This is a genomic window from Variovorax sp. R-27 (assembly GCF_049913215.1).
GTDB lineage: Bacteria > Pseudomonadota > Gammaproteobacteria > Burkholderiales > Burkholderiaceae_C > Variovorax.
Genome location: NZ_CP183984.1, coordinates 4,551,917 through 4,565,922, shown reverse-complemented (window position 1 = coordinate 4,565,922; position 14,006 = coordinate 4,551,917). Strand labels below are relative to the sequence as shown.

Annotated in this window: 13 protein-coding genes; 8 read left to right on the top strand and 5 right to left on the bottom strand. The window is 66.5% G+C overall.

Annotation, left to right across the window (positions count from 1 at the left end):
- Window positions 1-54 precede the first annotated feature (54 nt).
- Entirely contained in the window at window positions 55-2,079 is a 2,025-nt protein-coding gene (gene dnaG, locus ACN9MV_RS21500) for a DNA primase (protein WP_426389358.1), read from the bottom strand.
- Window positions 2,080-2,161: 82 nt separating this feature from the next.
- On the opposite strand from dnaG, the gene ACN9MV_RS21495 reads away from it, so the two are divergent.
- Window positions 2,162-3,109: a YihY/virulence factor BrkB family protein gene (locus tag ACN9MV_RS21495; protein WP_426389356.1), complete on the top strand. Its 948-nt coding sequence runs from the start codon at window positions 2,162-2,164 to the stop codon at window positions 3,107-3,109.
- Here ACN9MV_RS21495 and ACN9MV_RS21490 read toward each other — a convergent pair.
- Both ACN9MV_RS21490 and ACN9MV_RS21485 read right to left on the bottom strand, forming a co-directional pair.
- Entirely contained in the window at window positions 3,057-3,815 is a 759-nt protein-coding gene (locus ACN9MV_RS21490; RefSeq protein WP_426389355.1) for a 3-hydroxyacyl-CoA dehydrogenase, read from the bottom strand. The two genes, ACN9MV_RS21495 and ACN9MV_RS21490, sit on opposite strands and share 53 nt — an antisense overlap.
- A gap of 130 nt (window positions 3,816-3,945) precedes the next feature.
- Complete coding sequence (locus ACN9MV_RS21485) at window positions 3,946-4,497, bottom strand: phasin family protein (protein WP_093077725.1); 552 nt, start codon at window positions 4,495-4,497, stop codon at window positions 3,946-3,948.
- A gap of 229 nt (window positions 4,498-4,726) precedes the next feature.
- Between ACN9MV_RS21485 and ACN9MV_RS21480 the strand changes: the two genes are divergently transcribed.
- Window positions 4,727-5,173 carry an acyl-CoA thioesterase gene (locus ACN9MV_RS21480; protein WP_426389353.1) on the top strand — a complete coding sequence of 149 codons (447 nt, stop codon included), beginning with the start codon at window positions 4,727-4,729 and terminating at the stop codon, window positions 5,171-5,173.
- Window positions 5,174-5,206: 33 nt separating this feature from the next.
- On the opposite strand, the gene ACN9MV_RS21475 is transcribed toward ACN9MV_RS21480, so the two are convergent.
- Both ACN9MV_RS21475 and ACN9MV_RS21470 read right to left on the bottom strand, forming a co-directional pair.
- Complete coding sequence (locus ACN9MV_RS21475; RefSeq protein ID WP_093051242.1) at window positions 5,207-5,614, bottom strand: hypothetical protein; 408 nt, start codon at window positions 5,612-5,614, stop codon at window positions 5,207-5,209.
- Between the two features lie 48 nt (window positions 5,615-5,662).
- Window positions 5,663-5,896: a CsbD family protein gene (locus tag ACN9MV_RS21470; RefSeq protein WP_093051239.1), complete on the bottom strand. Its 234-nt coding sequence runs from the start codon at window positions 5,894-5,896 to the stop codon at window positions 5,663-5,665.
- A 178-nt stretch (window positions 5,897-6,074) separates the two neighbouring features.
- Between ACN9MV_RS21470 and pncB the strand changes: the two genes are divergently transcribed.
- From pncB to ACN9MV_RS21440, 6 genes are all read left to right on the top strand, one after another.
- Window positions 6,075-7,295: a nicotinate phosphoribosyltransferase gene (gene pncB / locus ACN9MV_RS21465; RefSeq protein WP_426389350.1), complete on the top strand. Its 1,221-nt coding sequence runs from the start codon at window positions 6,075-6,077 to the stop codon at window positions 7,293-7,295.
- Between the two features lie 37 nt (window positions 7,296-7,332).
- Entirely contained in the window at window positions 7,333-8,751 is a 1,419-nt protein-coding gene (locus ACN9MV_RS21460; protein ID WP_426389348.1) for a sodium:proton antiporter, read from the top strand.
- A 25-nt stretch (window positions 8,752-8,776) separates the two neighbouring features.
- Entirely contained in the window at window positions 8,777-9,757 is a 981-nt protein-coding gene (locus ACN9MV_RS21455) for a 2-hydroxyacid dehydrogenase (protein ID WP_426389347.1), read from the top strand.
- 20 nt (window positions 9,758-9,777) lie between these two features.
- Window positions 9,778-11,163, top strand: coding sequence for a DNA recombination protein RmuC (rmuC, locus tag ACN9MV_RS21450; protein WP_426389346.1), 1,386 nt, complete (start codon window positions 9,778-9,780; stop codon window positions 11,161-11,163).
- The gene (locus ACN9MV_RS21445) at window positions 11,160-12,323 is read left to right on the top strand and encodes an MFS transporter (RefSeq protein WP_093077717.1); all 1,164 of its coding nucleotides are present in this window, start codon (window positions 11,160-11,162) and stop codon (window positions 12,321-12,323) included. Before rmuC ends, ACN9MV_RS21445 begins: the two co-directional genes overlap by 4 nt.
- Window positions 12,324-12,435: 112 nt before the next feature.
- Window positions 12,436-13,965: an MFS transporter gene (locus tag ACN9MV_RS21440; protein ID WP_426389344.1), complete on the top strand. Its 1,530-nt coding sequence runs from the start codon at window positions 12,436-12,438 to the stop codon at window positions 13,963-13,965.
- Window positions 13,966-14,006 lie beyond the last annotated feature (41 nt).

Genomic DNA, 14,006 nt, shown 5'->3' with positions numbered 1-14,006 from the left:
CTTGCCTAATTTCGCCAGTTGCGAAGCCCTACATTATAGCGTGTTGCGCAAATTTCAAGCAGTTTCTGAACCCGAGGCGCGCAGACGGGCGCGCAATTCGAGCCGGCGGGTTTCCAGCGCCTTGTAGCGTTCCAGGGCTTTCGGGTCTTTTCCCACGGCGGCGATGGCCTCGCTCTGCTGGGCCTTGAGAAGGTCGTCGAGCATGAAATCGAGCACGCTGGAGAGTTCGCGGGCGGCGTCGGCCAGATGCTGCGCCTCCTCGCCCTCGGGCACCGGACTGGCCTCGGAGACGGACATCAGCCGCTCGGCCAGCGGCTCGAAGTCGAGTCCGCGCATGCCTTCGCGCAGGGCCGCCCAGGGCTGGACGCCGTGCTCGTGCAGCTGGCTGTCGAGCCAGGTGAAGAGCGCGCCGTGCGAGCCGGGCAGGTCGCACAGCATCATGTGGAGCTCGTGCGACAGGGCTTCCCATTGCGCCATGTTCGACAGCAGCAGCCGCACCGCCACATCCGGGCGGCTGGGCGGGGCACCGCGTCCGCGCAGGGGCTCGATGGGTTCCTCGAACTTGCCGCCCCAGCGCTTGCCCTTGACGAACTTGCGCGGCTGGAACTTGGGCTTGCTATCGCTTTCATAGCGCGGCGGTTCAAAGTCCTGCGGCGGGGGCATGTCCGGGTAGTAGTCGTCACCGCCACCACCGCCGCCGTAGCCGGAGGGCTCGCCTTGGCGCTGCGGCGCGGGTGCGCCGCCGGCCTTGCGCGGGCCCGGCGTGGAGGCCCAGAGTTCCGACAGCGCCGGCGCGTCGAGCTGTACCAGCGTCGCGATCTCGCTCAGCAACTGTCGCTTGAGGGCACCGTCGGGCATGGCGCTCCAGAGCGGGCGCACGTTGCTCGTCATGTGGGCGCGGCCCTCGGCGGTGGTCAGGTCGCAGCCTTCGCGGGCGGCTTCGAGCATGAAGCGCGACAGCGGCGTGGCCTCGTTGACGAAGCGGGCGAAGGCCTCGGCGCCGTGCTCGCGGATGAAGCTGTCGGGGTCATGCTCGGCCGGCAGGAACAAAAACTTGATGCTGCGCACGTCGGTGGCGTAGGGCAGGGCACCGTCGAGCGCCTTGCGCGCGGCGCGGCGACCGGCGGCGTCGCCGTCGAAGCTGAACACCACCGATTCGGTGAAGCGGAAGAGCTTTTGCACGTGCTCCGTGGTGCAGGCCGTGCCGAGCGTGGCCACCGCATTCGGAAAACCGAGCTGGGCCAGCGCGACCACGTCCATGTAGCCCTCGGTGACGAGCGCATAGCCGCGGTCGCGGAAGGCGGCGCGGGCTTCGTAAAGGCCGTAGAGTTCGCGGCCCTTGCTGAACACGGGCGTTTCGGGCGAGTTCAGGTACTTGGGCTTTTCGTCGCCCAGCACGCGCCCGCCGAAGCCGATGCACTCGCCCTTCACGTTGCGGATCGGGAACATCACGCGGTCGCGGAAGCGGTCGTAGCGCTTGGCTTCCTCGTCGCTGAGCTTGCCTTCCTCGTTGTTGACGATCACCAGCCCGCTCTCGGCGAGTAGCGGGTCGTCGTAGTCGGGGAAAACGCTGGCCAGCGCGCGCCAGCCGGCCGGCGCATAGCCGATGCCGAACTGCTTGGCCACCTCGCCCGAGACGCCGCGGCCCTTCAGATATTCGATGGCGCCGGGCGCCTGCCGCAGGTGCTTGCGGTAGGCGTCGCCGGCTTTTTCGAGCACGTCGGTCAGCGTGGCCTGTTTCTGGCGCTGGCTGGCGGCGCGGGCGCGTTCGGCCGGAGAGGCGTCGTCCTCGGGCACCTGCAGGCCGTACTGGCCGGCGAGGTCATGCACTGCCTCGACGAAGCCCATGCCCGCATGCTCCATCAGAAAGCCGATGGCGTTGCCATGCACCCCGCAGCCGAAGCAGTGATAGAACTGCTTGGTCGGGCTGACGGAGAAAGAGGGCGATTTCTCGCCGTGGAACGGGCACAGCCCCATGAAATTGGCGCCGGCCTTCTTGAGCTGCACATAACGGCCGACGATCTCGACCACATCGGCGCGCGCGATGAGTTCCTGGATGAATGAAGCGGGGATGGTCATGTAGGCGAAGAGCGGCAAATCATACGCAAGCGGGCGAAGGCTGGCGGCCGGGCGGCATACTGAAAGCGACCGGAATCCACGCATGACGACGCCCAAACCCCTGCAACACATCGCGCCGCTGCTGCGCCACCCCCTGAGATTCGCCTGGGATGCGCTCAAGGAATTTCGCGCCAACCAGGGGCTGCTGCTCGCAGGGGCGGTGGCGTACTACGCGCTGCTTTCCATCGTGCCACTGCTGATCGTGAGCGTGATCGCGCTGTCGCACGTCATCGAGCAGGCCGAACTGCTGCGCACCATCGGACAGTACCTGGGCTGGCTGCTGCCGGGGCAGTCGAAAGCCATCGTGGCCGAACTGTCGAGCTTTCTGGATCACCGCGACGTGCTGGGGCCGGTGCTGCTGGTGACGATGCTTTTCTTCAGCTCGCTGGCCTTCAGCGTGCTCGAAAGCGCGATGGCGGTGATCTTTCACCACCGCAAGGCCGACCACAAGCGCCACTTCCTGGTGTCGGTGGCCATGCCCTACATCTACATCCTGTGCCTGTGCGTGGGGCTGCTGCTGGTTACGCTGGTGTCGGGCGCGTTGCAGCTGGTGGGGCGGGAAAGCGTCGACCTGCTGGGGCGCAGCTGGTCGCTGTCGGGTATTTCGGGGCTGCTGCTGTACCTGCTGGGACTGGGCGGCGAGATCTTCATGCTGACCTCGCTCTACCTCGTGATGCCGGCCGGGCGCATGTCGCTGCGCCATGCGCTGCTGGGCGGCGTGACGGCCGCGCTGCTGTGGGAGGCCACGCGGCGCGTGTTGATCTGGTACTTCTCGACCTTGTCGCAGGTGAACGTGGTCTACGGTTCGCTCACCACGGCCATCGTGGTGCTGCTGAGCCTGGAGATCGCCGCCACGCTGGTGCTGCTCGGGGCCCAGGTGATCGCGAACTACGAGCGCCTGGACCGCACCGGCAGCGCGAAGCTGCCAGCCTCCGAGGTCAGCGGGGAGCCAATCGAATCGCTCCGTCCAGGCGAATCACTTCGCCGTTGAGCATGTCGTTCTCGATGATGTGCTTCGCCAGCTTGGCGTAGTCCTCGGGCGTGCCCAGGCGGGAAGGGAAGGGCACGCTGGCGGCCAGCGCGTCCTGCACCTCCTGCGGCATGCCGAAGAGCATGGGCGTGCCGAAGATGCCGGGGGCGATGGTCATGTTGCGGATGCCGCTGCGCGCGAGGTCTCGGGCGATGGGCAGCGTCATGCCGACCACGCCGCCCTTCGAGGCGCTGTAGGCCGCTTGGCCGATCTGCCCGTCGTAGGCTGCGACAGAGGCGGTGGAAATCAGCACGCCGCGCTCGCCCGTGGCTTCGGGCTCGTTCTTGCCCATGGCGTCGGCCGCGAGCCGGATCATGTTGAAGCTGCCGATCAGGTTGACCGTGACGGTCTTGCTGAACACGGCCAGTGCGTGCGGGCCGTTCTTGCCCACCGTCTTCTCGGCCGGCGCGATGCCAGCGCAGTTGACGAGGCCGACCAGCTTGCCAAGCTTGAGTGCGGCGGCCACGGCCGCCTGGCCGTCGGCTTCCTGGCTCACGTCGCACTTGACGAACACGCCGCCAATTTCCTTTGCAACGGTTTCGCCCTTGTCAGCCTGCATGTCGGCGATCACCACCTTGGCGCCGTTGGCGGCCAGCATGCGCGCCGTGCCTTCGCCGAGGCCCGAAGCGCCACCGGTCACGATAAAAACCTTGCCATCGATCTGCATTGAAGTCTCCTGGATGAGACCGGCATTATCGAAGACGCCTCGCCGGGCCAAAAAAAAGGCCTCATCCGAGGATGAGGCCCTGAATTGGATCCGTGAGGACCCAAGGAGACAACTGGTGGTGGTCAGCGGCTTAGCGCTTGCGCGAAGCGGTCGCGGTCTTCGCGGCGGCAACGGCTTGGGTCGACACGGCGTTGAAGTTGGCTTCGGCGACGTCCGACGCTTGCTTGACGGCCTTTTGAACCGATTCGAAAGCGTTGTTGGCGGCAGCCACGGCGCTCTTCAGCACGGCAACGGCGGTTTCCGAACCGGCGGGGGCGTTCTTGGAAGCGCTGTCGACCAGGCCGACGAAGGCTTGCTGGGCTTCAGCAGCCTTGGCTTCGAAAGCCTTGGAGAACTCGGCGCCGGTGCCTTGGGCGATGTCGTACAGGTGACGGCTGTAGGCAGCGGTCTTTTCAGCCAGGGGCTGGAACAGGCTGGCTTGCAGCGTCAGCAGTTCTTGTGCGTCCTTGACGCTCAGGGCAGCCTGGGCGGTGTTCTGGGCTTCGGCCAGGGCGGCCTTCGAAGCGGTCACGTTCAGTTCGACGAGCTTCTCGACGCCTTCGAAAGCCTTGGTGGTCAGGCCGAACAGGGTTTCGAGGTTTGCTTTTTGGGCGGCGAGGATTTGGTCAGCGGTCAGGGCCATTTGGGATCTCCAGAAGGGATGATTGAGTGGTCGGTTCACGTTGCGCTGTCTCGCCGTCTATGTTGCGGTGCAGCATGGCCTCAAGTATAGGCAGCTGAGTTTTGCGATCAAGGGGTTTTTGCTGCCCTGCAGCAATTTAGAAGCCGTCTTCTAAATTCGGCCGCCGGGCGGGCCCGTTCAAGTCCAAAGCCGCCTTCGACGGCAACGGCCGCTGGCAAAATGCCGCGCGATGAGCAGCGCCCCCACCAAACCCACCCCGCACGCGCGCAGCAGCTATAGCGCGTTTCGCAGCATCCCGACGCGCTGGGCCGACAACGACATGTACGGCCACGTCAACAACGTCGTCTATTACAGCTGGTTCGATACGGCGGTGAATGCTTTGCTGATCGAGCGCGGCGCGCTCGACATCCACCAGGGCCAGGTCATCGGCTTCGTGGTGGAGACGCAGTGCAACTACTTTGCGCCGATCGCGTTCCCGCAGACGGTGGAAGCGGGCATCCGGGTGGCCCAGGCGGGCCGATCGAGCGTGCGATACGAGATCGCGTTGTTCGCCGAGGGGACAGACACCGCCGCAGCGCAAGGCCACTTCGTCCACGTCTACGTGGACCGCGCCACGCAGCGGCCGGTGGCGCTGCCCGAGGCGCTGCAGCGGGTGGTCGATTCGCTCAGGAACTGACCTGAGCAACCGAGGCCGCCCGCCGCGAAGACCTTACATGGCCTTCTTCATGGCCTTGATGTCGGCCTTGCCCTGGGCTTCATCCGCCTTGGCCTGCTTCACGCATGCGGTCTTGGCTTCGCCCTTCTGGTCGTCGCACTTTTCCTTCGCGACTTCGTAGGCGGCCTTCACCTTCTCTTCAGCCACGTTGCGGGCGTGGCTGTCGCTCGGCTGGTACTGCTGCTCGAGCTCCGCCTTGGCAACGTCTTCCTTGCCCTTGGCTTCCTTCTGGCAGACGTCCTTGGCGTTGTCCTTCATCGTGTCGCACTGGGCCTTGGCGACCTTGTAGTCGGCCTCGATCTTTTCCTTGGCGACCTTGTATTCGTCCTTGGTCATGGCGCTGGCCTGCGTGGCCACGAAGCAGGTGGAGGCGAGAGCCAGCATGAGGAGGTGCTTTTTCATGATTGTTTTCCTTCGGGGAGTTGATGAAATCGAGGGGGCGCTCAGCGCTCAGTAGCGTTCGAACCAGAGCGCGTCCGGCGAGCGGCCGTCGCGCGATTCCCAGTCCTTGACCTGCTTTTCGGCTTCCTCGCGGCTGATGCCGTGGCGTTCCTGGATGCGGCCGAGCAGCTGGTCGCGCTTGCCGGCGATGACGTCGAAGTCGTCGTCCGTCAGCTTCCCCCATTGCTCCTTGACCTTGCCCTTGAGCTGTTTCCAGTTGCCTTCGATGGTGTCCTTGTTCATGCGAATCTCCTTTGAGACAGTTGATTCGACGGGCTGTGTTCGCCGCCGTGAAATCACTGTCGCGGGGCTGATTCACCCTCCCGGTAGGACGTGCTGTTCAGGCCCCGTAGGCAGAGGCCGACGCGCCCCGTGATAATCGAACGGCCGCCGAAAAGTTTGAGACACCGCGCCCAGCACCATGATCATTCACAGCCTGCTCGACACCGACCTCTACAAGTTCACGATGATGCAGGTGGTCCTGCATCACTTCCCGGGGGCCCGGGTCGAGTACCGCTTCAAGTGCCGCAACTCCGGTGTCGACCTGGCCCAGTTCGCGGGCCAGATCCGCGACGAGGTGCGCAGCCTCTGTTCGCTGCAGTTCCGCGATGCCGAGCTGTCCTACCTGCGCTCGATGCGCTTCATCAAGAGCGACTTCGTCGACTTCCTCGGGCTCTTCCGGCTCAACGAGAAGTACATCAACATCATTCCCCAGCCCTCGGGCGAGCTCGAGATCCGCATCAAGGGGCCATGGCTGCACACCATCCTGTTCGAGATCCCGGTGCTGGCCATCGTCAACGAGGTCTACTTCCGCAACACGCAGAAGAAGCCCGACATCGCCGAAGGCCGCCGCCGTCTCGAAACCAAGATCACGCAGCTGCAGGACGCCGGCCTCGCCGACCTGAAGATCGCCGACTACGGCACGCGCCGCCGCTTCTCGAAGGACTGGCACGAAGAGGTGCTGCGCACTCTCACCGCCCGCCTCGGCGCCGTCACCTCGCCGCCGGTGCAGGCACCGCCCGGCACGCGGCTGCCGCAGCTCGCGGGCACCAGCAACGTGCTGTACGCCATGAAGCTCGGCCTGATCCCGCTGGGCACCATGGCCCACGAATACCTGCAGGCCTGCCAGGCGCTCGGCCCGCGGCTGCGCGACAGCCAGATCTTCGGTTTCGAGAGCTGGGCGCGCGAGTACCGCGGCGACCTGGGCATCGCACTGTCCGACGTGTACGGCATGAGCGCCTTCCTGCGCGACTTCGACCTGTACTTCTGCAAGCTCTTCGACGGCGCGCGGCACGACAGCGGCGACCCGTTCCAGTGGGGCGAGCGCATGCTGGCGCACTACATCGCCAACCGGGTCGACCCGCGCACCAAGACGCTGATCTTCAGCGACGGCCTCACGGTGCCGCGCACCATCGAGCTGTACCAGCAGTTCCGCGGCCGCTGCCAGCTGGCCTTCGGCATCGGCACCAACCTCACCAACGACCTGGGCTACGAGCCGCTGCAGATCGTCATCAAGATGATCCACTGCAACGACCAGCCGGTGGCCAAGCTGTCGGACACGCCGTCCAAGAACATGTGCGAGGACGAAAAATACCTGGCGTACCTGCGCCAGGTGTTCGAAATCGAACAACCTCCGGCTTGAAGGCTGTACTGACCTGTCTGGTACGGTACAGCCCCCCATGCAAAAAACGATTCGACTGAAGGCGGCCGCGGTGTCGCTGCCGCTGCTTTTTCTTCCCGCCCTGGTCTCGGCCGCCGACTTCGACGGTGGCAGCCTCTCGCCGCTGTGGGGCGTGCCGTTTGCCGGCATCCTGTTGTCGATCGCGCTGTTTCCGCTGCTCGCGCCTGCGTTCTGGCACCACCACTACGGCAAGATCTCCGCGGCCTGGGCGCTGGCATTCCTGCTGCCCTTTGCCGCGGCCTTCGGCGTACAGCTTGCCGGCGTTCAACTCGTGCACGCGCTGGTGGCCGAGTACATCCCGTTCATCATCCTGCTGACGGCGTTGTTCACCGTGGCGGGCGGCATCCACATTCGCGGCAACCTGCATGGCGCACCCGGCCTCAACACGGCGATCCTCGCCATCGGCGCGGTGCTTGCGAGCTTCATGGGCACCACGGGCGCATCGATGCTGCTGATACGGCCGCTGATCCGCGCCAACGACAACCGCGTGCACAAGGTGCATGTGATCGTGTTCTTCATCTTCATCGTGTCGAACGCGGGCGGTGCGCTCACGCCGCTGGGCGATCCGCCGCTGTTCCTGGGTTTCCTGAAGGGCGTGGGCTTCTTCTGGACCGCGCAGAACATCCTGCCTGAAACCTTGTTCATCCTCGGCGTGCTGCTGGCGCTGTTCTATGCCATCGACCGCCACTACTACCGCAAGGAAGGCGTGATGCCGGTCGATCCGACCCCCGACACGCCCGGCATCGGCTTCGACGGCGCTGCCAACTTCTGGCTCCTGGGCGGCGTGGTCGCGCTGGTGCTGCTCAGCGGCTTCTGGAAATCACCCGTGGCCTTCGACGTGTTCGGCACCGAGGTCGGCCTGCCGGGGCTGGTGCGCGACGTGGGGCTGGCGTTGATCGCGGTGGTCTCGTACAAACTCACCGCGCCCAAGGTGCACGCCGACAACCAGTTCGAGTGGGAGCCCATGGCCGAAGTGGCCAAGCTGTTCGCAGGAATCTTCCTGACCATCATCCCGGTGATCGCGATGCTCAAGGCCGGCACGCAGGGCCCGTTCGGCGCCATCGTCTCGGCCGTGACGCGCGCCGACGGCCAGCCCGATCCGGCGATGTACTTCTGGGCCACCGGCGTGCTGAGCTCCTTCCTCGACAACGCACCGACCTACCTCGTGTTCTTCAACACCGCGGGCGGAGACCCGGCGGCGCTGATGACCACCTACGCCTCCACGCTGGCTGCCATTTCGGCTGGCGCAGTGTTCATGGGCGCCAACACCTACATCGGCAACGCGCCCAACCTGATGGTCAAGGCCATCGCCGAGAGCCGCGGGGTGCGCATGCCGAGCTTCTTCGGCTACATGGCGTGGTCGGTGGCCATCCTGGTTCCGCTGTTCGTCATTTGCACCTTCATCTTCTTCCGCTGACCTTCCTTCGCAGAGAGACAACATCATGAGCAAGCCCAAGATCCTGGTCGCGCGCGCGATCTTTCCCGAGACCATCGAACGCCTGTCGCAGAATTTCGAGGTCGAGTCGAACCAGTCGGACGAGAGCTGGAGCAAGGAACAGCTGATTGCCAAACTGCAAGGCAAGCAGGGCGCCTTCACCACCGGCAGCGAGCGCATCGACGCCGCCGTGCTCGACGCCTGCCCCGACCTGAAGATCTGCGCCAACATGGCCGTGGGCTACAACAACTTCGACGTCGATGCGATGGCCGCGCGCGGCGTGCTCGGCACCAATGCGCCCGACGTGCTGACCGAGACCACCGCCGACTTCGGCTTTGCGCTGCTGATGGCCACGGCACGCCGAATCACCGAGAGCGAACACTTCCTGCGCGCGGGCAAGTGGCAGAAGTGGAGCTTCGACATGTTCGCGGGCTCCGACATCCACGGCTCGACGCTGGGCATCATCGGCATGGGCCGCATCGGGCAGGGCATTGCCAAGCGCGGCGCGCACGGCTTCGGCATGAAGGTGATCTATCACAACCGCTCGAAGCTCGACGCGGCGCTCGAAGCCGAATGCAAGGCCAGCTACGTGAGCAAGGAAGAGCTGCTCAAGACGGCCGACCACGTGGTGCTGGTGGTGCCTTACTCGCCGGCTTCACATCACACCATCGGTGCGGCCGAGATCGCGCTGATGAAGCCGACCGCCACGCTCGTCAACATCGCGCGCGGCGGCATCGTCGACGACGCGGCCCTGGCCGTGGCCCTGCGCGAAAAGCGCATTGCCGCCGCTGGCCTCGACGTGTTCGAGGGTGAGCCCAAGGTCCACCCCGACCTGCTGACCGTGCCCAACGTGGTGCTGACACCGCACATCGCCAGCGCCACCGTGCCCACGCGCCGCGCCATGGCCGACCTTGCTGCCGACAACCTCATCGCGTACTTCGGCGGCAAAGGGCCGCTGACGCCCGTGACGCCAGTGCCCGGCAAATAGGCAGAGGCGATACCGCAACCTTGGACACTTCACTGGTTCTTATTGCACTGGCCGTACTCGCGGTCATCCAGCTCGTGCTGGTGATCTGGCTGCTGGCCCGCCAGCAGGCCCCGGCCGACCACGGCGACCTGCTGCGCGTGCTGGCCGCGCTGGGCTCGGCCAACGAACGCACCGAGCGCGAGCTGCGCAACGACATCGGCGAAAGCTCGCGCGGTGCGCGGCAGGAAACCGCACAGGCCTTCGCCACCTTCCAGCAGGCGCTGGTGCAGCAGGGCGCCGAAGCCACGCGCACGCAGAACGCGCAGCTCGATGCCTTCTCGCTGCAGCTCGCGTCACTGCAGAAGACGCTGGCCGACACGCTCAACACCCAGCTGCAGGGCCTGAGCGAATCGAACGCACGGCGCCTGTCGGAAGTGCGCGAGACGATGGAAACGCAGCTCGCGCAGCTGCAGCAGACCAACGCAGCCAAGCTCGACGAGATGCGCAAGACCGTCGACGAGAAGCTGCAGAGCACGCTCGAAGCGCGCCTTGGCGAAAGCTTCAAGCAGGTGGCCGACCGGCTCGAGCAGGTGCACAAGGGCCTTGGCGAAATGCAGACGCTGGCCGTGGGCGTCGGCAGCCTGCAGCGCGTGCTGACCAACGTGAAGACGCGCGGCATCTTCGGCGAGGTGCAGCTCGAAGCGCTGCTCGAACAGGTGCTCACGCCCGACCAGTACGCCAAGCAGATAGAGACCAAGCCGCGCAGCGGGCAGCGCGTCGATTTCGCGATCCGCTTTCCGGGCCGCGGCGATGACGGCGCACCGGTTTGGCTGCCCATCGACGCCAAGTTCCCGCGCGACGACTACGAGCGGCTCATCGATGCGCACGAACGAGCCGATGCCGGGGGCGCCGAGCTGGCTGCCAAGGCGCTCGAAGCGCGCATCCGCACCGAGGCCAAGTCGATTGCCGACAACTACCTCGCGGCCCCGCACACCACCGACTTCGCCATCCTCTTCCTGCCCGTCGAAAGCCTCTATGCCGAGGTGCTGCGCCGGCCCGGCCTGATGGATGCGGTGCAGCGCCAGCATCGCGTGACGCTGGCCGGCCCGACCACCTTGCTCGCGATGCTCAACAGCCTGCACATGGGCTTTCGCACCCTGGCACTGGAGCGGCAGGCGTCCGAGGTCTGGAAAGTGCTGGGCGCGGTGAAGACCGAGTTCGAGCGCTATGGCGAATGGGTCGCGCGCATCAAGGAGCAGGTGGCCAAGGCTTCGGACACGCTCGACAAGGCCGACACGCGCGCCCGGCAGATGCGCCTGGCGCTGCGCAAGGTCGAGGCGCTGCCCGAGGCGCAGGCCCAGGCGCTGCTGCCGCCCACGGCTGGCACTGACGCCGAATCCGACAGCGAGGGCGAAGACACCCCGTGAAAGGCTCCGAACTGTTGCGTGTCATCGGCGCCCAGGTGTGCCTGCACGCCACCATGGCCGGCATGCGGCTCGCCACGCCGCTGCTGGCACTTCAACAGGGGTACAGCGCGCTGGCGGTCGGCGTGCTGATCTCGCTGTTTGCGCTGACCCAGGTTTTTCTCGCCTTGCCGGCAGGGCGCTTTGCCGATCGATACGGCTTCAAGCGGCCGCTGTGGTTGTCGGTCATCGCGGCGGTTGTCGGCGCGGGGCTGGTGGTGATCTTCCCGATCTTTCCGGTGATGTGCGTCGCGGCCCTGCTGACCGGCGGCGCCACGGGAGCGACGGTCATCGCGCTGCAGCGGCATGTGGGGCGCTCGGCTACCGACCCGACGCAGCTCAAGCGCGTTTTCAGCTGGCTCGCCATCGCGCCGGCCGTGGCCAATTTCGTGGGGCCGTTCCTGGCCGGCATGCTGATCGACCATGCGGGCCGTGCGCCTGCGGACATGCTCGCGTTCCGCATCTGCTTCGCCGTGATGGCGGCGCTACCCATCCTCTGCTGGATGCTCGCACGCGGCGCGCACGAGCCGCCGCCCACCGCCCCCGTGGCGGGCGCCAAGCCGACGCGCGCCTGGGACTTGCTGCGCGAGCCGATGTTCCGCCGCCTGCTGTTCGTGAACTGGCTGCAGTCGTCGAGCTGGGACGTGCACGCCTTCGTGCTGCCGGTGCTGGGGCACGACCGGGGCATCAGCGCTTCGGTGATCGGCTCGATCCTGGGCGCCTTCGCCATCGCGGCGGCGGTCATCCGCGTGGTGCTGCCGGTGATTGCGTCGCGGGCATCGGAGCGCAGCGTGATCCTGAGTTCGACGGCGGTCACGGCGATGGTGTTCGCGATCTATCCGCTGCTGGACTCGGCCTGGACCATGGGCATCTGCTCGGTGGTGCTCGGGTTTGCGTTGGGTGCGGTGCAGCCGATGGTGATGAGCATGCTCCACCAGATCACGCCGCACACCCGCCATGGCGAGGCGCTGGGCCTGCGGCTCATGACCATCAATGCGTCGAGCGTGGCAATGCCGATGTTGTTCGGCTCGCTCGGCGCGCTGATCGGCATCGGTGGCGTGTTCTGGGTGGTTGGGGGCGTGGTGGCGATTGGCGCGCGCGCGACCTGGGGTCTCAAGGTCTGATGGGGCGAGGGCGCCAAATCCACGTTCCAAATGCGATTAATTCTCATCTGATTGACAATTTACTGACCTGAAGTCAGTATCGGCGCCTTCTTCAACGACCTTGAAGGCGTCCATGGACTCCCCCATTCAGGCTGCGGCCGACCCGCGCCGCCGTCTCGCGCTGGTTGCCGCGGTGTACCTCGGCAGCTTCATCGCCACGCTCGACGTGAGCATCGTCAACGTCGCGCTGCCCACGCTGCAGCGGGCGCTTTCCACCGACCTCGCCGGGTTGCAGTGGGTGATCGACATCTACGCGCTGTGCCTCTCGGCCTTCATGCTGTCGGCGGGGCCGCTGGGCGACCGTTACGGCCGCAAGCGCGCGTGGCTGGCCGGCGTGGCCGTGTTCACCATCGGCTCGGCAATGTGCGCGATGGCCGGCAGCCTGCCGATCCTGCTGGCGGGCAGGGCGGTGCAGGGCGTGGCCGGCGCGCTGATGATTCCAGGCGCGCTGTCGCTGCTGGCGCATGCGTTTCCGGAGCCGGTCGCGCGGGCGCGGGTGATCGGCGGCTGGTCCTCATTCTCGGCGCTGTCGCTGGTCCTCGGGCCGCTGCTCGGCGGGCTGCTGGTGGACCATGCGGGCTGGCAGAGCATCTTCCTCATCAACATTCCGATCGGGCTGCTCACGGTGGGGCTGGGGCTCTGGGGCATCAAGGAAAGCTCGCATCCCGAACATGCGGCGCTCGACCCGGTCGGCCAGGTGCTCAGCGTGCTCTGGCTGGGCGCGCTGACCTACGGGCTGATCGCGGCGGGCGAGCATGGCTGGAGTTCGGTGCAGGCCGCGAGCGCGCTGGTGGCGGCCGCCATCGGGCTCGCGCTGTTCCTGATGGTGGAGGCGCGCGTGGCGCGGCCATTGCTGCCGCTCGGGTTGTTCCGCGATGCGCGCTTCTCGGTCACCAATTTCGCGTCGTTAGTGCTCGGGTTCTCGGCGTACGCCAGCCTGTTCTTCTTCTCGCTGTTCCTGCAGCAGGTGCAGGGCTGGTCGCCCAGTGACACTGGCTGGCGGCTGGTGCCGCAGTTCGTTGCGACCGGCGTCGTGGCCTCGCAGTTCGGCCGTCTCGCGAAACGTTTCGACGTGCACACGCTGATGGTGGCGGGCTACGGGCTCATCGGCGGCGCGATGCTGCTGCTGACGCTGTTCTCCGCCGACACGTCCTATGCGTTGCTGGCGCTGCTGTTCGTGTTCCTCGGCGCGGGCACCGGCCTTGCCGTGCCGGCCACGAGCACGGCCGTGATGGCGTCGGTGCCGGCGCAGCGCTCGGGCATGGCCTCGGCCACGATGAACGCGCTGCGCCAGGCCGGCATGCTGATCGGCATCGCGCTGCTCGGCACGCTGATGAGCACGCGCGCCACCTCGCTGCTTGCCGATGCGCTCGGGCAGGCGGGCCTGGCCAACGCGCGGCAGGCCGCCGCCGCGGCGGTGGGCCGGCACGACCTGGGCGCGCTGGCCTCGCTCGATGCGTCCACCGCGCACAGCCTCCTGGCCAGCGCACTGGCTGGGGGCTTCCACGCCGCCGTGGCTTGCGCCGGCATTGCCGGCCTGCTGGCGGCGGGGCTGCTCGTGAGCGTGCGGCCCCGTGCCGCCGCATTGCCCGCGCGCGCCTGAGGCTTCGTCCAGCCATGCCCGCCGCATACGTGCCGGTGCGC